This window comes from Mycolicibacterium tokaiense (genome assembly GCF_010725885.1).
Lineage (GTDB): Bacteria > Actinomycetota > Actinomycetes > Mycobacteriales > Mycobacteriaceae > Mycobacterium > Mycobacterium tokaiense.
Genome location: NZ_AP022600.1, coordinates 5,146,304 through 5,168,319, shown reverse-complemented (window position 1 = coordinate 5,168,319; position 22,016 = coordinate 5,146,304). Strand labels below are relative to the sequence as shown.

Here is a 22,016-nt window from a genome sequence, read left to right as displayed (position 1 = left end):
CCGGGTTGAGGACCTTTGCCTCTACGGGTCCGACCTACGTCACCCTTAGCGTTGCGACCAGACAGTCGGGAAAGGACCGCCATGAAGGATCGTCCACCGCCTTCGCCCGCCATCGTTGTCGGTGTCGATGGATCACGTGCGGCATTGACAGCGGCCCTGTGGGCGGTCGCCGAGGCAGAGGAGCGCGACCTTCCGCTACGCCTCCTCTACGCCATCGAGCCACGGCCCGTGCCGAGCGCCGACCAGGCAGCACGAGACCTGGCTGCTGCGGAGATCTCGATCCGCGAGGCTTTCATGGCGATCGAGGCCCTGAACCTGCCGCTGAAGATCGAGGTCGAGATCGTGCAGGACAGTGCCCGGCGCGCGCTGATCAATGCCTCCTACTCGGCGCTCATGCTGTGTCTCGGCAGCCGGGGGATCGGACAGTCCACCGGACGTCACTACGGGTCGGTGGCCGCGGTGGTGTCCCGGACCGCGAGATGCCCGGTGGCGATCATTGCTCACTCGCACCCGCCGAAGTCTGGATTCATCCTTGCCGAACTCGACGATTCCCCGGACCGCGCGAACGTTCTGGAGATCTCGGTAGCCGAGGCGTTGCTCCGGCACCGCCCCCTGCGAGTTCTGGCCAGCTGGCGTCCGCGATTCTCCGACGTCGCCGACGCCTCCAACACCACCGCGATCAATCGCCAGGCTCGAGGGCAATTGGACAAGCAACTCGAATGGTGGCGAAGGCGGCACCCGTCGTTGGACATCGCTGCCGTGATCACTCCTGGCAACATGGTCAATTATGTTGCCCAACATCGGGACTTGATCGAGCTTCTGGTGGTCGGTCAGCGGCAGGCCGGGGGTAACTCACGAGGTCCGAACACCAGTGCGCATCCCGCGCTCAGTGAGACCACCTGTTCGCTGCTGATCTGCGGCAGCAACCGGGTGCTGTGAGCGATACTCGCATCAGGCCGGTGCTTTCGGCGCCCGCACAACCCCTCGAGAGGCCGACGATGGTGACGGTGTTCCTGGTCGATGATCACGAGGTGGTGCGACGCGGCCTGATCGACCTGCTCAGCGCAGACCCCGACTTGGAGATCGTCGGGGAGGCGGGCTCGGTGTCAGAGGCGCTGGGCCGCATTCCGGCCCTGCGCCCTGACGTCGCGGTCCTCGATGTGCGGCTGCCGGACGGCAACGGTATCGAGCTCTGCCGTGAGCTCCTGTCACGCATGCCAGATCTGCACTGTCTGATGTTGACTTCGTTCACCTCGGATGAGGCGATGCTCGACGCGATCCTCGCGGGTGCCAGCGGCTACGTGGTCAAGGACATCAAAGGGATGGAACTGGCCCATGCCGTCAAGGAAGTCGGCGCGGGACGCTCGTTGTTGGACACGCGCGCCGCTTCGGCGTTGATGGCGAAGCTGCGGGGGGCCGCCGAGCACACTGATCCGTTGTCGGCTCTCAGCGAGCAGGAACGCATCTTGCTGGACCTGCTGGGGGAGGGACTGACTAACAAACAGATCGCAGACCGGATGTTCCTGGCTGAGAAAACAGTGAAGAATTACGTTTCGCGGCTGCTGACCAAGCTAGGCATGCAGCGCCGCACCCAGGCAGCGGTGTTCGTCTCCAAACTGCACACCCATGAACGGCCGGGATATGGCTGAGAAGATAGTCGGTTAGAGCTGAGAATCGGTCATAGAGATGTCATAAAGCCGGTCCAGGGTGCAGACTTGGAGTCATGACCGGGATGGGGACCGGTGGCAGGGACCGGCCAATCTCGGAAACCCTCTCGCAGTTGCGGCTACGCGAACTGCTGGGTGAAGTTCGCGACCGTATCGACCAGATCGTCGAGAGTCGCGATCGTCTGGACGGGTTGGTGGACGCCATGCTCACCGTGACGTCGGGGCTGGATCTGGACTCGACGCTGCGCACCATCGTGCACACCGCGATCGAGCTGATCGATGCACGCTACGGTGCCCTCGGCGTCCGGGGCGAGGGCCACGAACTGGTTGAATTCATCTACGAGGGAATCGATCCCGTCACGCGCGAGAAGATCGGACCGCTGCCCCAGGGCCGAGGTGTTCTCGGTGCGCTGATCGATGACCCCCATCCGATCCGACTCACCAACATTCATGAACACAGCGCGTCGGTCGGTTTCCCGCACCACCATCCGCCGATGAAGACGTTCCTCGGTGTGCCGATCCGGATTCGTGACGAGGTGTTCGGCAATCTGTATCTGACCGAGAAAATGTCCGGGCAGCCGTTCGACGAGGACGACGAAGTACTCACCCAGGCACTGGCCGCCGCAGCCGGCATCGCGATCGACAATGCCCGGCTCTTCGAAGGAGCCCGGATGCGCCAGGCGTGGATAGAGGCCACCCGCGACATCGGCACGGAACTGCTCCGTGGCGGAGATCCCGGGGGGATCTTCCGCTCCATCGCGGACGAAGCGTTGAAGCTCACCAACGCCGATGCGGTGCTGGTGGCTGTTCCGGCAGATCCCGAAATTCCACCTGCCGAACTAGGGGAGTTGGCCGTCATCGAGGCTGTCGGCAATGTCCGTCGTGACGCCATCAGCGTGATGGCCACCATGTCGCTGAGCGGGACTGCCCTCGGAGAGGTGTTTCACCACCGACGTCCCGGGATGGTCGATGCTGCGGAGGTGCCCACCGAGATCTTCGAGGCGTCCGGTCCGGTACTACTGCTGCCGATGCAGACCACCGACATGGTGGCCGGCGTGCTGGTGATCATGCGCGGCAACGACACTCGCCCTTTCGCCGCTGACCAGTTGTCGATCATGGCCGCATTCGTCGATCAGGCCACGCTGGCCTGGCAGCTGGCCAACACCCAACGCAGGCTCCGTGAACTCGACGTGCTGGCCGACCGCGACCGCATCGCCCGCGACCTGCACGACCACGTGATCCAGCGATTGTTCGCGATCGGTCTGGCGCTGCAGGGCACCATCCCGCGCACGCGGGCCCCCGAGGCGCAACGGCGCCTCACCGAATGCATCGACGACCTGCAGAGTGTCATCCAGGAGATTCGCACCACGATCTTCGATCTGCACGGCGGAGCGTCGGAGGTCACCCGATTGCGACAGCGTCTCGACGAGGCAGTCGCCCAGTTCGCCGGGAGTGACGTGCGCACCACGGTGCAATACAAGGGTCCGCTGTCCGTCGTGGACGCCGATCTTGCCGAGCACGCCGAAGCCGTCTTGCGGGAGGCGGTCAGCAATGCGGTACGGCACTCCGGGGCCACGGAGCTGTCGGTGCTGATCGACGTCGGTGACGATCTGAGCATCACGGTCACTGACAACGGAGTCGGCATCCCCGACACCGCGACACTCACCACAAGTGGTCTGAGCAATCTCCGGCAACGCGCGGAGGAGATGCGGGGGACATTCTCTGTTGGTGCCGGGGCGACCGGTGGAACCGTGCTGCGCTGGGCGGCCCCCCTGTCGTAACGAAGGGGAAATGTCACTCGTTCTCATGACTTTCGTCCCTGTGCGGTGACGCGGGCCGCGCGCCAAGATCGGGGGATGCAGAGCTCACGGCCTTCGCACGAGACACGGGAAGCCTTGTGGCTCGAACAGCGGGCATTACGCCAGGCCATCCCCGAGGTGTACCAGAGCTTCGAAAACTTGAGTGCCGAGGCAGTGGACGACGGCGCGCTGACCACCAAGTGCAAATCGCTCATAGCGTTGGCCATCGCGGTGGTGCAGGCCCAGGACGGGGCCGTCGCGGCCAGTTCGAAGGCGGCGGTGCAGGCCGGCGTCACAGCGCAGGAGGCAGCTGAGGCGGTAGCTGTGGCCATCATGATGCACGGCGAACCGGCCACCGTCTCCGGAGCACGAGCCTATGCGGCATTCTGCGAGTTCGAGGCCGCGGTGATCCGTCCGTGAATCGGCGACCTGGTCGACCCTACCCAATGAGCGAGGCGTCACTATGAGCGTCCAGCACCCCGACCATCACATCGTGGCTACCGCGCTGGAGATGGCCAATCGGGCTCCCTCCCTGCATAATTCGCAACCCTGGCTGTGGAAGGTCGGTAGCCAGACAGTACATCTGTATGCGCAACCCGGTCATCACCTGCCGCACACCGACCCTGACGGCCGGGACATGATGGTCAGTTGTGGTGCCGCGCTGCATCATTGTGTTGTCGCCTTTGCCGCGTTGTGCTGGCGCGCAGTGGTGCACCGCATTCCGAATCCTGCGGAGCCGGACCACCTGGCCTCGTTGGAACTCCACAGAGCATCACCGTCAGACGCCGAGGTCTCGTTGGCATCTGCCATCCCGTGGCGGCGCACAGATCGTCGGCCCTACACCGGAGCGGAGGTGGGGCTCGGTGACATCGCACTGATGGGAGCCAGGGCCGCCCGTTACGGGGTGACCATGAGGCACGTCAACCCCACTCCCGGCTTCCGGGCGCTGCTCTCCTCAGCGGCGCAGGAACACAGCCGGGATCCGCTGTATCAGCAGGAACTGGCCGGCTGGAGTGGCAAGCACGCCGCTGACGACGGTGTACCCGCTCGAAACGTTCCCAGGCCCGATCCGGACGCCGTTATTCCAGGTCGACTTTTCGCTGATGCGCAACTTGCCGTGGCCCACGGTTCGGCCAGAGTGGCCGACCACGCGAAACTGCTGGCCCTTGGCACCACCACCGACGACACGGCGGCGCGCTTGCGGGCGGGCGAGGCAACCAGTGCGGTTCTGCTCACAGCGACCACGCGAGGTTTGGCGACCTGCCTGTTCTCCGAGCCGCTGGAAGTGGGCGAGACCCGGGATGAGCTGGCGGAGAGCATCTTCGATGGTCGTAGCTTCCCGCAGATGCTGATCCGTGTCGGACGACCTGCGGCGGGAGCGCAGCCCCCGCCGCTCACACCGCGCCGCCCTGTTGCCCAAACGGTGGTACGGCTGGGTGACGAGCAAGCTGCATCCGATGCCCGCCGATGCCATCCAATGCCCCTGCGGGGAGGGGACTTTGGCCTCTGAATCAGGTTGGCCCATCCAGTCATGATCAATGGGCAGGCACAATCTGAATTTGTCTCGATTCTCCGAGGGGCTGTGATGGACACCGTTCACTTCACCATCAGAACACCGTGGTTGCTTCGCGCGCTGGGAGGCAATCCACTGGTTCGGGGCAGCGACCGGATTGAAGCCGCGATCACCGCGGTGCTGGCCGTCCTGGTGATCCTTGCCCTGCCGGTGGCAGCCGCGGTCGGGGCGGCGGTGCACGAAAGCCAAACCACCTACCTCACGGACGCACTGGCCACCCGCCATCAGATTGCAGCCGAGGCCAGCGGTGACAGCACACCCGCAACCGAGCCGGGTGGTACGGCATATCTGACGCCTGTTCGTTGGGTGGTCGGCAACCAGGTGTACGACGATGTGGTGAGTTCCCGGGACTCGCACCGGCTCGGCGACCCGGTGATGGTGTGGGTGGATGAAACCGGTTCTCGAGTCCCGGCGCCACCCACCTCGACCGACATCGCGCTCGCAACGGGCATCGCCGGCGCAGCGGTATGGGGTGCAGCCGCGCTCACGTGCGCTGCTGCGCTCGCACTTGCCCGTTCACGCCTTGATCGCAACCGGTATGCCGCGTGGGAACAGGGCTTTCGCCGCATGACCGACGGCGGCGACAAGCATCCGCGCTATCGCTGAACGATCCGGTCCCAGCCGGGAAATCAACCACATCACTGAGGGGCGACACCATGGAACCTGTACGGGACGGCGAAATAGTAGTCGGCGTGGACGGCACCGCTGCATCACGAGCGGCTGTCGAGTGGGCCGCGCGAGATGCCGCCCGGCGCCACCGCGCCCTGCGGCTGGTCCATGTGGTGCTGACCCCGGAGATGAGCGAATGGATCGATGCGCCACTAGGGGAGCGCCTGGCGGCGGAACGCAGACGCCAGGGTCGCGAACTACTGGCCGAGGCTCGCGCGCTGGTGGCCGGTCTTCTCGAGGCGCCCGATGACGTGCCGGTCGAGACCCAGCTGGCGGCCGACGCGCTGGTCCCGGCGTTGGTCGACGTGTCCAAGGACGCCGACATGATCGTGGTGGGTCGACGCGGCCTCGGCGCGCTCGCCGGTGTGCTTGTGGGCTCGGTGAGCAGGGGCTTGCTTCAGCACGCGCGGTGCCCGGTGGTAGTGGTGCATGCCGAGACGCCTGTTCCGACGGACGGGCCGGTGGTCGTCGGCCTCGATGGCTCGCCCAACTCGGTGCTGGCTGCCGGTATCGCCTTCGACCAAGCATCCTGGCGCGGCGTGGATCTGGTGGCCGTGCACGCGTGCAGCGACGACAACCTCGATCTCCCGGACGTGGGCTGGCCGGATCTGGAGACTCTGGGTGCAGAAGTGCTCTCCGAGCAGCTGGCCGGCTGGCGGGACCGGTACCCGGATGTGCAGGTGCACACCGTCGTGGCGCGTACCAGCCCTGCTCGCTGGATCGTCGAGCAGGCGGAGACGGCTCAGCTGGTGGTGCTGGGTAGCCACGGGCGTGGCGGTTTCGCTGGAATGCTGCTGGGCTCGGTGAGCAACGCGGTGGTGCAGGCGACACGTGTACCGGTGATCGTGGCCCGGCAATGCTGACCGCACCTCCCCTCCCATGACCCCTCCTCGGCGTGCTTTCGTCAGGTGCTGAGCCGTGTGGGCCGAAGGCGTCCGATCGCTTCGTGCCGGCGGGCTCGGGCGGCGGGTGGCACCAGGATGCGCCGCCCTGTCTGGTTACCACCGGGATTGGTGGCGGGGTGATCTGCTTGCGGGCGCCAGCGTCGCGGCCTATCTCATCCCGCAGACTCTGGCGTACGCGACTCTTGCCGGTCTGAGCCCGATAGCCGGATTGTGGGCGGCGTTGCCGCCGTTGATCATCTACGCCATTCTGGGCTCATCGCGACATCTCTCGGTGGGCCCAGAGTCGACGACGGCCTTGATGACCGCCGCGGTGATCGCGCCGCTGGTGGTCGGCGATCCCGCGCGGTACGCGGTCTACGCTGCTGGGATGGCTGTCCTGGTGGGCGGTTTCTGCCTGATCGCCGGCATGTTGCGGCTCGGTTTTGTGGCGAGCCTGCTGTCCGAGCCGGTTCTGGTGGGATACCTGGCTGGTGTCGCCGCCATCATGGTGGTCAGCCAGCTCGGACGAGTCACCGGCTCGGGACCACTGGACGGCGAGACACTCGCAACGCAGTTCTGGTACTTCACCACCCACCTGTCCGATATTCATTGGCCGACAACATTGCTCGGGGTCAGCGTCCTGGTGCTCATCCTGGTTCTACAGCGGTGGGCACCCGGGGTGCCCGGACCCTTGGCCGCCATTGTCTTGGCCACCATCGCGGCTGGCGTAGTTGCCTCCGACCACGGGGTTGCGACGGTCGGTGAGTTCCCGGTGGCGTGGCCCACCGCCGGGGTTCCCCGGCTGGCGCCCGACGAAGTTGTGGCGCTTGCGGTCCCAGCGCTGGGGATCGCGGTGGTGGGCTTCTGCGACAACATGCTGACCGCTCGCGCGTTTGCGGCCCGGGTGGGTGAATACGTGGACGCCAACGCGGAGCTGCGGGCACTTGGCATGTGTAACCTCGCGGTGGGACTGACGCACGGTTTCCCGGTGAGTTCAAGTGGCAGCCGCACCGCGCTGGCCGTGGCCGCCGGAGCTCGAACCCAGATGTACTCCGTGGCGGCCATGGTGATCGTGTTGGTGGTGTTGGCCGTGGGGGTCGACGTCATCTCCTCGATTCCGTCTGCCGCCCTGGGAGCGGTGGTCGTCTTCGCGGCCACGAAATTGGTCGACACGCGACAATTCGTGCGATTGGCACGATTTCGGCGCAGCGAGCTGTTGCTGGCGGTGGCCACGACACTGGCGGTCGGGGCTCTTGGCGTCCTGCCGGGGGTGCTCGCCGCGGTGACCCTGACCATTCTCGATCTGTTGCGACGGTTGGCACGTGCTCACGACAGCATTCAAGGGTTCGTGCCGGGGTTGGCCGGAATGCACGATGTCGATGATTACCCCGACGCTTTTCAGCTGCCCGGCCTGGTGGTGTACCGCTATGACGCTCCGTTGTGTTTTGCCAACGCCGAGGACTTCCACCGCAGGGCATTGCAGGCAATGGACACCTCGGGCTCTCCGGTGAGATGGTTCGTGCTGAACACCGAAGCCAACGTCGAGGTGGACCTGACGGCACTGGATGCCCTCGACCGGGTTCGAGCTGAATGCGATCGCCGAGGCGTGGTGTTTGCCCTTGCCCGAGTCAAGCAGGACCTGCGCGAAGCACTGCGAGCAGTAGGGCTGATCAACAAGATCGGCAAGGAACGCGTCTTCTTGACCCTGCCCACCGCGGTGGCTGCGTTCAAACAGGCGACGAAGTCTCCCGATCAGGAGCCGCTGTGACACCGGTTCGGGGCCGGCCAAATCCGGGTCTACGCCAAGCTCGGTGTGCGCTCACGTTCGGAGCTGGCGGCGCTGCGACGGTGACGCTCATCGGTCACCGGTGCCGCCGTGTGGGCCACCACCTCGTCGAGGCTCACCCCTGGGGCGAGTTCGACGACGGCGAAGCCGCTGCCGGTCACGTCGAAAACCCCCAGGTCGGTGATGACCCGGCTGACCACCGCCCGCCCGGTCAGCGGAAGGTCGCATTCGGCCACGAGTTTCGCGGCACCGGACTTCGCCAGGTGGTCCATCAGGACGATCACCCGGCCCGCGCCGCTGACCAGGTCCATCGCCCCACCCATGCCCTTGACCATGGATCCGGGCACCATCCAGTTGGCCAGGTCACCGGCGCCGGACACCTGCATGCCGCCCAGCACCGCCACGTCGACGTGGCCGCCGCGGATCATCGCGAAACTGGTGGCGGAGTCGAAGAAGGACGCGCCGGCCATCACCGAGACGGTCTGCTTGCCGGCGTTCACCAGATCCGGGTCGACCTCGTCGTCGTACGGGAACGGACCCACACCCAGGATCCCGTTCTCGGCGTGCAAGGTGACCCCGGATCCGTCGGGCAGGTGATCGGGAATCAGGGTCGGCAGCCCGATGCCCAGGTTGACGTAGTCGCCGTCGCGCAGCTCCAGTGCCGCGCGCCCGGCCATCTCGGCTCGGTTCCAGCTCATCGGTGTGCCTCCTGTGGCTCGGGTCGTGGCCGGGTGGTCCGTTTCTCGATCTGTTTGCGTGACGCCTGCTCCGGTGTCAGCGCGACGACGCGGGAGACGAAGATGCCGGACAGGTGGATGTCGTCGGGCGCCAATTCGCCGACCTCCACCAGCTTTTCGGCCTCGACGATGGTGGTCTTGCCGGCCATGGCGGCCGGGGGATTGAAGTTGCGGGCCGCGGCGTGGAACACGCAGTTGCCCGCCCGGTCGGCGACGGCCGCCCGCACCAGCGCGTAGTCGGTGACGATCGATTCCTCCAGCAGCATCGGGCGGCCGCCGAAAGTGCGGACCTCCTTGGGCGGTGAGGCCTGCGCCACGGTGCCGTCGGGGTGGTAGCGCCAGGGCAGCCCGCCGTCGGCGACCAGGGTGCCGACGCCGGTGGGGGTGAAGAATGCCCCGATGCCGCTTCCCCCGGCGCGCAGGCGTTCGGCGAGGGTGCCCTGAGGTGTCAGTTCGACGGTCAGCTCCCCGGACAGGTATTGGCGGGCGAATTCCTTGTTCTCACCGACATAGGAAGCGATGACCCGGCTGATCCGCCCACCCTCCAGCAGCAGCCCCAGGCCGCCGCCGTCCACCCCGCAGTTGTTGCTGACGATGGTCAGATCAGAGGCGCCCTGGTCGAGCAACGCATCGATGAGGAACCAGGGGATGCCGGAGAGACCGAACCCGCCGACGGCCAGGCTGGCGCCGTCGGGGATGTCGGCCACTGCCTCTGCGGATGAGGACACCACTTTGTCGACTGTCATGACTGCTCCAGGTGATTGATGAGAGCGGGGGTGATGAGGTCCGGTTGTTCGGCGTTGGCCAGGTGCGCCGCATGGTCCACGGTGAGCAGCTGCGCGCCGGGGATCCGGGACGTGATCGCCTCGAGGGTGGCCGGAGGGGTGGCGGGGTCATCGGCACCGGCGATCGCCAGGGTGGGCGCGGTGATGCGGGGGAGCTCGTCGCGCAGATCCATGTCGGCGATGGCCTCGCAGCACGCCGCGTATCCTTCGGCCGGGGTGGCGGCGACCATCTGCCGGAAGGTGTCGCGCTGTTCGGGGTGAGCATCGAGGAACGCTGGGGTGAACCACCGTTGCACCACCGGGTCGGCCACCGCTGCGCTGCCCTGGGTACGTACCAGCGCCGCGCGCTCGGCCCACGCCTGCGCCGGCGGCAGCTGCGCGCCGGTGCACAGCAGCGCCAGGCGCGCCACCCGGTCCGGGTGACGGCCGGCCACCCGCATCGCGGTCATACCACCGAGGGACAGCCCGACCAGATGCGCCCGCGGCACGTCGAGCCGATCCAGCAGTGCCACCAGATCGTCGGCCAGGTCGTCGATTGAGTACGGTCCGGCCGGAACGGGCGAGCGGCCGTGTCCCCGGGTGTCGTAGCGCACCACCCGGAAGCGCTGCTCGAGTGCGGTCAGCTGCGGGTCCCACATCCGGTGGGTGGATCCCAGAGAATTGGACAGCACCACCGTCGGGGCGTCGTGCGGTCCGGTCACCACCGAATACACGTCGACCGCGCTCATCGGACCACCTCGAACACCGCAGCCAGCCCCTGTCCGCCGCCGATGCACATCGTCTCCAGCACCGTCTCGGCTCCGCGCCGGCGGGCTTCGTGCGCGGCGGTGGCGAGGATGCGCGCGCCGGTTGCTCCGATCGGATGACCCAGCGAGATCCCGGATCCGTTGGGATTCAGGCGATCATCGAGAGGATCGACCTTCCACTCGGCCAGCACTGCGAGCACCTGGGCGGCGAAGGCCTCGTTCAGCTCGATCAGATCGATGTCGTCGAGGGTGAGGCCGGCGCGCTGCAAGGCCGCCTCGGTCGCGCTCACCGGGCCGATGCCCATCACCTCCGGCCGGCACCCGGTCACGGCCCAGGACCGCAGCGCGAGCATCGGCTGCAGGCCACGCCGGGCGGCCTCGGCGGCGGTGGTCACCACACACATCGCCGCGCCGTCGTTCTGGCCGGAGGCATTGCCGGCGGTCACCGTGGATTCGGCGTCGATGGGGCTCCGGATGGGGCGCAGGGCGGCCAGCTTCTCGACGGTGATGTCGCCACGGGGATGCTCGTCGCAGTCCACCACGGTGTCGGGCGCTCCGCGCCGGCCGGCGACGGCGACCGGCACCAGCTCATCGGCGAAGCGGCCCTCCCGGTGCGCGGCCACCGCGCGGTGGTGTGAGCGGACTGCCAGCTCGTCCTGCTCCTGGCGGGTGATGCCGTAGACGCGCCGCAGGTTCTCCGCGGTCTCGATCATGCCTCCGGCGATGGGATGGTGTGCGCCTCCGGCCGTTTCACGAGCGCGGTCCAGGCGGTCCAGCAGCGTGACAGCGCCCTGCCGCACGCCGGTGCGCAGACCGAGTGCATAGTGCTCGACGTTGGACATCGACTCCGCGCCGCCGGCGATCACCACGTGCGCGGCGCCGGTGGCGATCTGGCCGGCGGCGTACAGGACCGCTTGCAGACCGGACCCGCACCGCCGGTCGATCTGCAGACCCGGCACCGCGGTGCCCAGCCCGGCGTTCAGTGCGGCGATACGCCCCAATGCGGGTGCTTCACCACTGGCGTAGCCGTGGCCCAACACGACGTCATCAACATCCCCTTCGCCCAGGCCGGTGCGCTCGATGAGAGACCGCAGCGCGGTGGTGGCGAGGTCGGCGGCGGTGAGCGCGGCCAGGGCCCCGCCCATCCGGCCGACCGGGGTCCGGACGGGATTGCAGATCACGACATCCATGCCTCGACGGTAGGCCGGCCTGGAGATATTCTGAAATACTCAAATCGGCATCATTGATAGCTGGGAAGTCCTAATGGAATTGCGCCATCTGCGGTACTTCCGCGCCGTCGCCGAGGAGTTGCACTTCGGCCGCGCCGCCCAGCGGCTGCTCATCGCCCAGCCCCCGTTGTCACAACAGATCCGGCAACTCGAGCGCGAACTGGGGGTTGACCTGCTGACTCGCTCCACCCGCAGTGTGGAACTGACCGCGGCCGGAGCGGCGTTCCTGGAGCGTACGGTGACCATCCTGGCGGCCGTCGACGATGCCGCCGACCTGGCCCGCCGGGTCGCCGACGGCACCACCGGCCGCATCACCATCGGATGCGTCGGATCGGCCACCTATTCCGTTCTGCCGCGCCTTGTCCGCACCCTTGCCGATCTGCTGCCCGACGTGGACGTCCGCGTCCGCGGTGAGATGCTGGCCCCCGCGCAGCAGGCTGCACTGGGATCGGGGGAGATCGACCTGGGACTGCTGCGGCCACCGGTGACCGACCCCGGCCTGTCGACGGCGGTGATCCGCCGTGACGCGCTCCTGGTTGCGTTGCCGGAGCGGCATCGGCTGAGCCGGCGCAAAACGGTACGGCCGGCCGACCTGGGCGACGAGGACTTCGTGGGCCATGTCGGTGGTGGCCGCTCGGTGATGGGTTCGCTGGTGGCAGGGGTGTGCGACGACGCCGGTTTCATCCCCCGGGTCCGCCACGAAGTGGAGGAGACCTCGACGCTGGTGACGCTGGTGGCGGCGGGGCTGGGGGTGGCGATCGTGCCGGCGCCGACCGCGACGCTCGACATCGGGGGTGTGGTTTATCGTCCGTTGCTGCCGCGCCGCCTGGGCGTCGATCTGGTGGCCGCCTGGCCGCACTCTGCTCACGACCAGCTGATCACCCGGATCGTGGGAATTCTGCACGACATCGCAGGCTGCACGTCACCCAGTCGAAGTCTGCGGTGAAAGTGGTTGAGAGGGGCGCGCTCTCGCGCGGTCCGTTGCCGATCACCAGCGCCATCGCAGGTCGGGCCAACCCGGTGGTGAACGCCTGGCTCACCCGGAGGATTTTGCGCCGTGACGTTTGAACCCAATCCTCGCGGGCACTACTGCCGGGCCGACGCTTCCAGATCCGGAGTTCGTCAACCTGATGACACAGGTCGGCCCCGAACCTCGATCCCGAGGAGAGCCGTGTACCTGCACACAGAACAACTGATCAACGAAATCGCCATCGACGAGCCCGACCCTGCTGCGGCCAATGCGCTGCAAGAAGGCCTGGGCGGACAGTTCGGTGAGATGCGCACGATGATGCAGTACCTCTTCCAGTCCATCAACTTTCGCGGCGACCCGATGGCCAAGCCGTACAAGGACCTGCTGCAAGGGGTGGGCACCGAAGAGATCAGCCACGTGGAGCTGATCGGCACCACCATCTCCCGACTCCTCGACGGCTCGCCCGATTACAAGGGCAAGAAGACCGATCCGGTGGACGAGCCGGGAGCCAAAGGTGCCACACCGCTGAAGATCGCCCTGGATCACAGCAACATCCACCATTACCTGGTGGGAGCGCAGGGGGCGCTGCCCGTGGACTCCGCGGGCAACCCCTGGATGGGGTCGTACGTCTACAACAGCGGCAACCTGGTGCTGGACCTGCTGTACAACCTCATGCTGGAGTCCACCGGCCGGCTGCAGAAGTGCCGGATCTACGAGATGACGGCGAACAAGGCAGCGCGCTCCACCATCGCCTACCTCATCGTGCGTGACCAGGCCCACGAGAATGCGTTCGCCAAGGCGCTGGAGAGCCTCGGGGTCAACTGGGGTTCGGTGTTGCCCATCCCCAAGACCAACGCCGAACAGTTCCCCGAGGTCAAGAAGCTGGTGGATCAGGGGCTGCAGAGCGTGCAGTTCACCTTCAGCGCCGATGACCAGAGCCAGGCCGCCAAGCTCTACCGCGGCGCTTCGCCGTCGAACGACGGCACCGAACTCAGCACCGCCGTGATGCCCGAGGGCTTCCCGATGACGATCGCACCCGAACGTCGCGAAGAGTTCGCTCCGGGCCTCGACAAGGAGTTGCTGGCGTTGATCCAGGCGACCGCCGAGGTGGAGATCAAGGCTGCCGAGGGTCTCGGCAAGTAGCGAAGGCGTCGATGCCCGGGGCGGCCAGTCGAGGCTGCCCGGGCATCGTGCGGGCAGGCGGGCTCAGCCTGCGGCCCACTGCTTGGCCTGCTCCAATTCGTCCAAGCCGAAGAGTTTGAGCTCGCCCGGAACCATCCAGCCCAGCGCGTGCAGGGTGTGTGCGATCCACTCCTTGTCCGTCACCACCGCCACCCTGGTGAACGCCGAATGATGCTGCAGCACAGCGGCAAAACCCTGTTTGGCATCTTGAGCGAGCCCGCCGGGGCCGAAGCCCTGGTAGTCGGGCTCGATCACCTCGACGAACCGGATCTCGCCGGCGTCGAGGAGCTTCTGCATGGTCGGCTCGAACGCCTTCATGTCTGCCCCGGTGAGTCTGCCGGAGACGCGGATGCCGGTGACGCCCGAGGGGGTGTCCGAAAGTGCCTCGATCATGATGCGGTTTCCCTTCCGACCTGTTCAGGATAGGCCGGGTGAACCGGATGTGGCCTGGTCGTCACGATTTGGTCCGAGTCCGCGCGGTTCGCGGGCGCCGTGCCACCAGGTGCGGTAGAAAGCTCCCGGTGAGCACTCACCACGTGAACCTGACCCCGCAGGAAAACTCGCTGATCGCCGAGAGCCATCCCGATGCGCTGGCCCGGATGGACGAGAAATTACTCAAGGATCTACAGACCCGTCTGCGGCAGGCCCGGGAGAAGAACTTCAGCCTGCTGCGTCGCCAAGGCGCCGCGCGGGTGGAGACAGAAGGTGCGCGCGGCGCAGCGGCACCGGCCAACGAGAAGCGCGGTGAGAAAGTCGAGGTCTTCGACGACGCCCTCGCGCGGGTGGCTCAGCGGCTCGACGAGGTGAGCGCGGACACCGATCGAACATAGTCATCGAGCGCCGCCGTCGCATCGGCCGGCAGGAAGCCGGTGGCGGTGACCTTGGCCAGATCCAGTGTGCTGTTGGCAGGTCGTGGTGCCACCGGAGTTGTTGCCGTGCTGAAGTATTCGGCGCTGGACACCCCGCGAACCCGGTCGGGGTCATGGCCGGCCGAGGTAAAGGTCCGTCGCGCGATGTCTGCCCAGGAGCAGACCGGTCCTGACCCGGTGACGTTGTAGGTGCCGAATGGCGCGCCGGTCTCGGTCAGGTGGCGGATGGCCCGGGCCAGTTCCGGGGTGAACGTCAGGCGCCCGTGCTGATCGTCGACGACGGCCGGGTCGACGCCGCGGTCGGCCAGCGACACCATGGTCTGAACGAAGTTGCGCCCGGTGCCGACCACCCAGGAGGTACGCACGATGTAGTGCCGGGCCACGGTGGCGACGAGCTGATCTCCGGCAGCTTTGGTCTGCCCGTAAACCCCCAGTGGCGACGGCCCGTCGTCTTCCCGGTAGGGGCGTGGTGCGCCGCCGTCGAACACGTAGTCGCTGGAGATGTGAACCAGGGTGAGGTCGTAGGCGGAAGCGATGCGGGCCAGCGCGCCGACCCCCGTGACATTGACCGCCCATGCGGCGGCGCGTCCGGTGGGAGTTTCGGCGGCGTCCACTGCGGTGTATGCCGCGGCGTTGATGATGGTGTCGTAATCTCGCCACGATCGGGCGGACTCCAAGCTGCCCGACGTCAGGTCGAAGGCGGTGCGGTCGGCGAACTCGACGTGTGAGGCATCTGCATAGCTCTCCCGCAAGGCACGGCCCAGTTGTCCGGATGCGCCCAGCACCAACGTCTTTCGGGGCTCCACCGGGGTGATGTCGGCCAGCGGCGCCGCTGTGCGGTCTTTGGCGGACAGTTCAGCGCGATCCAGTGGGACCGGCCAATCGATGGCCAGGGCCGGATCGCCGGGATGCACGCTCGGATAGCTGATGTCGGGGCTGTAGTGATCGTTGACCAGATAGGTGAAGACGGTGCCCGGTTCCAGCGTCTGGAAGGAGTTGCCCACACCGCGAGGAACGAAGACAGCCCGCGACGGATCGAGTTCGGCGGTGAACACGGTGCCGAATGTCGACCCGCGCCGTAGATCCACCCAGGCGCCGTGTACCCGTCCGGCGGCCACCGAGACGAACTTGTCCCACGGCTCGGCGTGGATGCCGCGGGTGGTGCCGACGGCGTCGTTGAAGGAAACATTGTGTTGCACAGGCCCGAAGTCCGGCATGCCGGCTGCCATCATCTTGCTGCGCTGCCAGTTCTCCTTGAACCACCCCCGGTTGTCGCCATGCACCGGGAGCTCCCACACCGTCAACCCCGGAATCGGGGTCTCCGTGCCGCTCAGGATCTTTCCATAGCCAGTCAACGTTGTTCCGCCACTTCGTCATCGGCCGAGGCGGGCATAAAACGCCTCGGTGCTGTCCTTGGCCGGCGCCCACCACTGTTCGTGTTCGCGATACCAGTCGATGGTCGCGGCGAGGCCGCGCTCGAAGTCACCATAGCGTGGCATCCAGCCCAACTCGGTGCGCAGCTTGGTGGGATCGATCGCATATCTCAGGTCGTGCCCGGTGCGATCGGGCACGCGGTCGTAGGCGGACACGTCCTGACCCATCAACGTCAGGATCATCTCGATGACGCTCCTGTTGTCGCGCTCGCCGTCCGCGCCGATGAGATAGGTGTCACCGATGCGGCCCTGCTCCAGGATGAGCAGCACCGCGCTGGAGTGGTCATCGGCGTGAATCCAGTCGCGCACATTGCGGCCCTCGCCGTACAGTTTGGGCCGGATACCGCGCACCACGTTGGTGATCTGGCGCGGGATGAACTTTTCCACGTGCTGGTAGGGGCCGTAATTGTTGGAACAGTTGGAAATGGTCGCCCGCACCCCGAACGACCGGGTCCAGGCCCGCACCAGCAGATCGCTGCCGGCTTTGGTCGACGAGTACGGTGACGAGGGATTATAGGGGCTCGACTCGGTGAACCGGTCCGGGTCGTCGAGGGCCAGGTCACCGTAGACCTCGTCGGTGGATACGTGGTGAAAACGCTTGTCGTGCCGCCGTACTGCCTCCAGTAGCGTGAACGTCCCGACCACGTTGGAGTGCAGAAACGGATCCGGGAACGCCAGCGAATTGTCGTTGTGGGATTCGGCGGCATAGTGCACCACGGCATCGGCGCGGCCGACCAGGACATCGACCAGATCGGCGTCGGCGATGTCTCCGTGGACAAAATCGAGCCGGTCAACGGGCAACCCGGCCAGCGAGTCCCGGTTGCCCGCATACGTCAACCGGTCCAGCACGGTGACGTGATGGTCGGTGCGGGCCAGGACGTGGTGGACAAAATTGGAACCGATGAACCCTGCGCCGCCGGTGACGAGCAATCGCTGCACTAGCGGCCCATCTCGAGCAGGTCCAGCAGGTAGGTCCCATATCCGGACTTCACCAACCGCGTTGCACGATCGCACAGCTCATCGTCGGTGAGAAAACCCTGCCGCCATCCGATTTCTTCGGGGACGCCGATCTTGAGTCCGGTTCGGCGTTCCATGGTGCGGACAAAGTCGGCCGCATCGGTCATCTGGTCGAAGGTGCCGGTGTCCAGCCAAGCGGTTCCGCGGGGCAGCACCTCGACCCGCAGACGGCCCTGCTCCAGATAAACGCCGTTGATGTCGGTGATCTCGTACTCGCCACGCGCGCTGGGGGACAGATCGTGTGCGATGGCCACCACGTCGTTGTCATAGAAATACAGTCCGGGAACCGCGAAGTTGCTCTTGGGCCGCTTCGGTTTCTCCTCCAAAGACACCACTGTGCCCGCGGAGTCGAACTCCACCACGCCGTAGGCGGTTGGATCGGCCACCCAGTACGCGAAGATCGTGCCGCCGTCGACATCGGTGAAGCGTCCGAGTTGCGTTCCCAAACCGGGCCCGTAGAGCAGGTTGTCACCGAGGACGAGCGCCACGTTGTCAGAGCCGATGAAATCCGAACCGATGGTGAAGGCCTGCGCCAGTCCGTCCGGTGATGGCTGTACGGCGAAGGTGATGGCCACGCCGAACCGCGATCCGTCGCCGAGCAGGCGTTCGAAACTCTCGGCGTCATGGGGCGTGGTGATCACCAGGACGTCCCGAATACCGGCCAGCATCAGCGTCGAGAGGGGGTAGTAGATCATCGGCTTGTCGTAGACCGGGATCAGTTGCTTGGACACCCCGAGGGTGATCGGATGCAGCCGGGTGCCTGATCCGCCGGCGAGGATGATTCCCTTGACGGCGCGATTGCTCACTGCGCGCTGTCCTCGGTGTCGGTGTCGGTGTCGGTGCCGGCGGTCGGCTCCGATGGCGGTTCCGCTGAGGGCTCTACAGACGTGTCGGTGGCCTGGTCGTCGTTTGTGTTGTCCCCGTCGGTGAAGCTGTCGTCGATGGTCTCATCATCATCTTCGGCGGCCGGATCCACCGTGGGCGCAGTGTCGTCACCGAATGCTTCTTCGCTGACGACTTCATTGGAAGTGTTTGCTTCGGTGTCGATTTCGGTCTCGTCATCGACTGGCGCCGCGAGCTGGTCGTCATCGGTCGCCGGGGATTCATCGTGGCCAGTGGGCGCGGCGTCCGATTCCCCGGGCTCCGCGGCAGCGGGTGGCGTGGTGTCGACGGTGTCGACGGATGCCTCGTCCGGTTCGTTTGACGCGATGGTCCCGGTGCTACCGGTAGGGATGCCGAACGCGTCCGAGATGGCACGGGGGACGGCGACGAGCAGCTGGTGCAATGGGTGGTCGGCGGAGAGCAGACCTGGCCAGGCCGCCCCGGGTCCGTCCGCGCCGTCGGGATCATGGCCGTACAGGAAGGCGTTCACCACATCTGCAGGGGCTCGGGACAGCGCGCGCAGCGCGGTCTCGCCATCTCCGGTGGAGGCCGCCGACGACGCGGTGTCGAGGGCCCGCGACGCCGCGCCCGCGGCGCTGCTCACCGGGGAGAAGATCAGCCCGAGCGCGATGCCCGGACCGGACTGCAGCAGCGAGGCGCCGTTCTGCAGAACCGAGGCCGCCACGGCCAGCGGCCCTACGGCCCTGACGATGTTGTTGCTGCCGAAGAAGTTGAACGCCGCTGCCAACAGCGAGGTCCCGGCCTCCACAACCACTCTGTTGCTGCTGCCCAGGAAGTTCGCCGCGGTGGCCAGGATGCCGGCCACTTCCACCGCGCTGTCGCTGAGGAGGTTCAGCGCCCCTCCGAAGAAGTTCTGCACCAGCACGGTGCCGTTGCCGAACAGGTTGAGGGCCAGGCTGCTCAGCAGGCCGGCCGTGGTGGATTGCGCCCCGGTGCCACCGGGGGAAACTCCGAGAGCAAGATTGAGCAGTCCGATGGCCGATGCGATGCCCGGGCCCAGCTGCACGACGAGGTTGGCGACGCCGCTGGTTCCGGTGGGCTCGGGGTAGAGCGACCCGGTGCCGTTGCCGACACCGAGAACGAGGTTCAGGCCACCGAGTGCGGCCGAGCTACCCGGGCCGAGCTGTACTGCGAGGTTTCCGGCACCGATGACGCTGGAAGTCTGTGGTCCGGTCCCGGGAGACAAGCCGAGGGCCATGCTGAGTGTGCCGATCATCGACGCGGTACCCGGACCGAACTGTCCCGCCAGGCTGAAGAACGACGTGAGCGCGTTCGCCGCCGCGCTGTTTCCCACCGCGGTGGTGAAGGAGAACAGGCTCGCCGACACCGCGGCGCTGGCGGCGTCGCCGATCGCAAGGGCCCCGCCGAAGAAGCCGGTGCCCGCATCTGCCTGCGCCCCTTCACCGATGGCGATGGCGTAACTGGTGAGATTGCTGGTACAGCCGTTCCCGTTGCCGATCCCGAAGATCGAAAAACAGGTGGCGCCCGCCACCGGCGCTGTGTGCAGCGGGGCGGCCACGAGTGCACTCGTGGCCAACGCTGCAGCAATGGCGCGACTTCTGGCCCGAACCGGATTCATCGACATCCTTGTTCCCCCGCGGGTGATCCCGAAAGGCGCATGCTACGCCGAAGTGACACTGGCGCCGATGAGTTTTCCGCAAACACGCGACTTCGCTTATCGCGCTGCAAAGTTCGATGACACGCTCGGCAAACTCTGATCGTGATGGGGCGCGCGTCTGCGCGTGGATGCTGAGGTGGGTTGATGGCGTCACCTTCGCGGCAGGTCCGGTTCGATGAGTCGGGACGGTCGGCGACGGCTGCTCTGTGTGGTTGCGCTGCTGGCAGGCGCCAGTTTCAGGACGGTCCTGCGGCAGGTGCGGCCACGTGGCGGAAAGACGGCCGCGTCACCACCGGGGCAAGTCGCTAAGTAAACGGCTTCGTGACGCATGCATCTATTTTGGACAGCTGTCTGATCAGGGCTTTTGTCATGTGACAGGTCTCCGCGCCCAACTCAAGCCAGCGTTTGCGAGAACACGTACCTCACGGTGTCAATGCACTTGGGCAGCAAACTTGTGCTCTAGCGCGGTGTTGCCGCAATGCGACTGAGTCGCACAAAACCAACCCTGCCGTAAATTTTGCGGTTAGAGTGCCGACCGTGCGGGGAGCGCTGACTACGTCTGATTATGTGAATGAGGCCTCAGCGGCATCGCGTGATCGAACGGACGTCACCGAGGCGCTCACGGCGATCCGCAGGCCGGTGGCTGTGGTGAGTTCCAGCCATGGGCCGCGAGCCGTGCTGCTCGATGACGCGGGTCTGCTGACGCCGGAGATCATGCGCCACGAGGTGCTGGCGGTCCTGCCTGCTCTGTATCCCGAATGGCTGGGAGGAAGGGCTTTCACCACCGCCCACCGGGTGCGGTTCCCCTACGTCATCGGAGAGATGGCGCGCGGTATCGCCACCGCGGGGATGACCATCGAAGGGGTTCGCGCCGGGGTCATGGCCTTCTTCGGAAGCGCAGGACTGGATCTCGGCGCCATCGAGGTGGGGGTCAATGAGATCACCGCCGCCCTCGGACCCGGTGTAGGCGGATGGGGTGCCAACCTGATCCACAACATCCACGATGACCGGCTCGAACTCGCCACCGTCGACCTCTTTCACCGCCTCGGGGTGCGGTACGTCTCGGCGTCGGCGTTCATGCGCCTCACCCCGGCCATCGTGCTCTATGCCGCGAAAGGGTTGCGACGCAACTCAAACGGTCAGATCGAGCGCGCAGGACGCATATTCGCCAAAGTCTCCAGGGACGAGGTGGCGCGCCACTTCCTCTCACCCGCGCCCGAGCCGATACTGCGGGCGCTGGTCGCCGAGGGCCGGCTCACCGACGATGAAGCCCACTTGGCTGCCGGGATCCCGATCGCCGAGGACATCACCGCCGAGGCGGACTCGGGTGGGCATACCGACAACCGCGCGTTGACCGTTCTCCTGCCTCGGCTGATCGGCTTGCGCGACGAGATCGCCGCCCAGCACGGGTATGCGGTGCTGCCCAGGGTTGGCGCTGCCGGCGGGATCGGCACACCCGCGGCGGTGGCGGCGGCGTTCGCCTGCGGCGCCGACTACGTGCTGACCGGCTCGGTGAACCAGTCCGCTGTGGAAAGCGGACTGTCCGTTGACGCGCGGGCCCTGCTGGCCCTGGCCCAGTCCACCGACGTGGCAATGGCGCCCGCCTCGGACATGTTCGAGATGGGGGTGACGGTGCAGGTACTCAAGCGCGGCACCATGTTCGCCCAGCGCGGACAACGCCTGGGTGAATTCTACCGGCGTTACACGTCGTTCGACGACGCCCCGATCGATGAGCTGAGGACTCTGGAAAAGACAGTGCTGGGCCGCGACGTGGACGACATCTGGGCCGAGACCGAGGCGTTTTTCACCCGTGCCGACCCCCGGGAAGTGGAGCGCGCCCGGGCCGATCCCAAACATCTGATGGCGCTGGTGTTTCGGTGGTACCTGTTCATGGGGTCGCAGTGGGCCCGCGACGGCCACGCCGACCGGCGTGCTGATTATCAGATCTGGTGCGGTCCGGCGATGGGGGCGTTCAACGACTGGGTGCGCGGTTCTTTTCTCGAGCCCGTCGAGACGCGCTCGGTCCGCCAGATTGCGCTCAACCTGCTCGAAGGCGCCGCGACCGTGACACGCGCCGGGCAGCTACGTGCCGCCGGTGTCGCGATGCCGGCTCACACCTTCGACTTCCGACCGCGTCCCCTCGGATGAT

At 66.5% G+C, this 22,016-nt stretch carries 22 protein-coding genes; 13 read left to right on the top strand and 9 right to left on the bottom strand.

Annotated features, from left to right (window positions below; translation table 11 throughout):
* Positions 1-81 precede the first annotated feature (81 nt).
* From G6N58_RS25020 to G6N58_RS24985, 8 genes are all read left to right on the top strand, one after another.
* Positions 82-939 carry a universal stress protein gene (locus G6N58_RS25020; RefSeq protein WP_115281084.1) on the top strand — a complete coding sequence of 286 codons (858 nt, stop codon included), beginning with the start codon at positions 82-84 and terminating at the stop codon, positions 937-939.
* Between the two features lie 59 nt (positions 940-998).
* Positions 999-1,649: a response regulator gene (locus tag G6N58_RS25015; protein WP_115281085.1), complete on the top strand. Its 651-nt coding sequence runs from the start codon at positions 999-1,001 to the stop codon at positions 1,647-1,649.
* Between the two features lie 74 nt (positions 1,650-1,723).
* On the top strand, positions 1,724-3,448 hold the full coding sequence (locus G6N58_RS25010; RefSeq protein ID WP_115281086.1) for a sensor histidine kinase: 1,725 nt from the start codon (positions 1,724-1,726) through the stop codon (positions 3,446-3,448).
* A 75-nt stretch (positions 3,449-3,523) separates the two neighbouring features.
* Positions 3,524-3,886: a carboxymuconolactone decarboxylase family protein gene (locus G6N58_RS25005; RefSeq protein ID WP_115281087.1), complete on the top strand. Its 363-nt coding sequence runs from the start codon at positions 3,524-3,526 to the stop codon at positions 3,884-3,886.
* A gap of 73 nt (positions 3,887-3,959) precedes the next feature.
* Positions 3,960-4,976: an Acg family FMN-binding oxidoreductase gene (locus G6N58_RS25000; RefSeq protein WP_435406183.1), complete on the top strand. Its 1,017-nt coding sequence runs from the start codon at positions 3,960-3,962 to the stop codon at positions 4,974-4,976.
* A 75-nt stretch (positions 4,977-5,051) separates the two neighbouring features.
* Positions 5,052-5,645: an Rv1733c family protein gene (locus G6N58_RS24995; protein ID WP_115281088.1), complete on the top strand. Its 594-nt coding sequence runs from the start codon at positions 5,052-5,054 to the stop codon at positions 5,643-5,645.
* 86 nt (positions 5,646-5,731) lie between these two features.
* Entirely contained in the window at positions 5,732-6,571 is an 840-nt protein-coding gene (locus tag G6N58_RS24990) for a universal stress protein (RefSeq protein ID WP_308213300.1), read from the top strand.
* Between the two features lie 55 nt (positions 6,572-6,626).
* Positions 6,627-8,360, top strand: coding sequence for a SulP family inorganic anion transporter (locus G6N58_RS24985; protein ID WP_435406184.1), 1,734 nt, complete (start codon positions 6,627-6,629; stop codon positions 8,358-8,360).
* 29 nt (positions 8,361-8,389) lie between these two features.
* Here the strand turns inward: G6N58_RS24985 and G6N58_RS24980 are convergent, their stop codons facing one another.
* The 4 genes from G6N58_RS24980 to G6N58_RS24965 are packed head-to-tail and all read right to left on the bottom strand — an operon-like array spanning position 8,390 to position 11,836.
* Positions 8,390-9,076 (bottom strand): 3-oxoacid CoA-transferase subunit B, encoded by a 687-nt coding sequence (locus G6N58_RS24980; RefSeq protein WP_115281091.1) that lies wholly within the window; start codon positions 9,074-9,076, stop codon positions 8,390-8,392.
* On the bottom strand, positions 9,073-9,861 hold the full coding sequence (locus tag G6N58_RS24975; RefSeq protein WP_115281092.1) for a CoA transferase subunit A: 789 nt from the start codon (positions 9,859-9,861) through the stop codon (positions 9,073-9,075). The genes G6N58_RS24980 and G6N58_RS24975 overlap by 4 nt, the downstream gene beginning before the upstream one ends.
* On the bottom strand, positions 9,858-10,628 hold the full coding sequence (pcaD, locus tag G6N58_RS24970) for a 3-oxoadipate enol-lactonase (RefSeq protein WP_115281093.1): 771 nt from the start codon (positions 10,626-10,628) through the stop codon (positions 9,858-9,860). The genes G6N58_RS24975 and pcaD overlap by 4 nt, the downstream gene beginning before the upstream one ends.
* The gene (locus G6N58_RS24965) at positions 10,625-11,836 is read right to left on the bottom strand and encodes an acetyl-CoA C-acetyltransferase (RefSeq protein WP_115281094.1); all 1,212 of its coding nucleotides are present in this window, start codon (positions 11,834-11,836) and stop codon (positions 10,625-10,627) included. The genes pcaD and G6N58_RS24965 overlap by 4 nt, the downstream gene beginning before the upstream one ends.
* A gap of 73 nt (positions 11,837-11,909) precedes the next feature.
* Between G6N58_RS24965 and G6N58_RS24960 the strand changes: the two genes are divergently transcribed.
* Both G6N58_RS24960 and G6N58_RS24955 read left to right on the top strand, forming a co-directional pair.
* Entirely contained in the window at positions 11,910-12,821 is a 912-nt protein-coding gene (locus tag G6N58_RS24960; protein WP_115281095.1) for a LysR substrate-binding domain-containing protein, read from the top strand.
* 225 nt (positions 12,822-13,046) lie between these two features.
* A complete protein-coding gene (locus G6N58_RS24955; protein ID WP_115281096.1) occupies positions 13,047-13,988 on the top strand; it encodes a manganese catalase family protein in 942 nt (313 codons plus the stop codon).
* A gap of 63 nt (positions 13,989-14,051) precedes the next feature.
* Here the strand turns inward: G6N58_RS24955 and G6N58_RS24950 are convergent, their stop codons facing one another.
* Positions 14,052-14,420: a SpoIIAA family protein gene (locus tag G6N58_RS24950; RefSeq protein WP_115281097.1), complete on the bottom strand. Its 369-nt coding sequence runs from the start codon at positions 14,418-14,420 to the stop codon at positions 14,052-14,054.
* Positions 14,421-14,548: 128 nt separating this feature from the next.
* Between G6N58_RS24950 and G6N58_RS24945 the strand changes: the two genes are divergently transcribed.
* On the top strand, positions 14,549-14,857 hold the full coding sequence (locus tag G6N58_RS24945) for a hypothetical protein (protein WP_115281098.1): 309 nt from the start codon (positions 14,549-14,551) through the stop codon (positions 14,855-14,857).
* Here G6N58_RS24945 and G6N58_RS24940 read toward each other — a convergent pair.
* From G6N58_RS24940 to G6N58_RS24925, 4 genes are read right to left on the bottom strand one after another with little or no spacing between them, the layout of a single operon-like run.
* Positions 14,815-16,251 carry a sugar nucleotide-binding protein gene (locus G6N58_RS24940; protein ID WP_115281099.1) on the bottom strand — a complete coding sequence of 479 codons (1,437 nt, stop codon included), beginning with the start codon at positions 16,249-16,251 and terminating at the stop codon, positions 14,815-14,817. The genes G6N58_RS24945 and G6N58_RS24940 overlap by 43 nt on opposite strands.
* An 18-nt stretch (positions 16,252-16,269) precedes the next feature.
* Positions 16,270-17,268 carry a dTDP-glucose 4,6-dehydratase gene (gene rfbB, locus G6N58_RS24935; protein WP_115281100.1) on the bottom strand — a complete coding sequence of 333 codons (999 nt, stop codon included), beginning with the start codon at positions 17,266-17,268 and terminating at the stop codon, positions 16,270-16,272.
* Positions 17,268-18,152 (bottom strand): glucose-1-phosphate thymidylyltransferase RfbA, encoded by an 885-nt coding sequence (gene rfbA, locus G6N58_RS24930; protein WP_115281101.1) that lies wholly within the window; start codon positions 18,150-18,152, stop codon positions 17,268-17,270. The genes rfbB and rfbA overlap by 1 nt, the downstream gene beginning before the upstream one ends.
* A complete protein-coding gene (locus G6N58_RS24925) occupies positions 18,149-19,768 on the bottom strand; it encodes a hypothetical protein (RefSeq protein ID WP_115281102.1) in 1,620 nt (539 codons plus the stop codon). Before G6N58_RS24925 ends, rfbA begins: the two co-directional genes overlap by 4 nt.
* Positions 19,769-19,778: 10 nt before the next feature.
* Between G6N58_RS24925 and G6N58_RS24920 the strand changes: the two genes are divergently transcribed.
* On the top strand, positions 19,779-19,967 hold the full coding sequence (locus tag G6N58_RS24920; RefSeq protein ID WP_147289435.1) for a hypothetical protein: 189 nt from the start codon (positions 19,779-19,781) through the stop codon (positions 19,965-19,967).
* A 548-nt stretch (positions 19,968-20,515) separates the two neighbouring features.
* Positions 20,516-22,015 carry a PfaD family polyunsaturated fatty acid/polyketide biosynthesis protein gene (locus tag G6N58_RS24915; protein ID WP_232067992.1) on the top strand — a complete coding sequence of 500 codons (1,500 nt, stop codon included), beginning with the start codon at positions 20,516-20,518 and terminating at the stop codon, positions 22,013-22,015.
* Position 22,016: the final 1 nt, after the last annotated feature.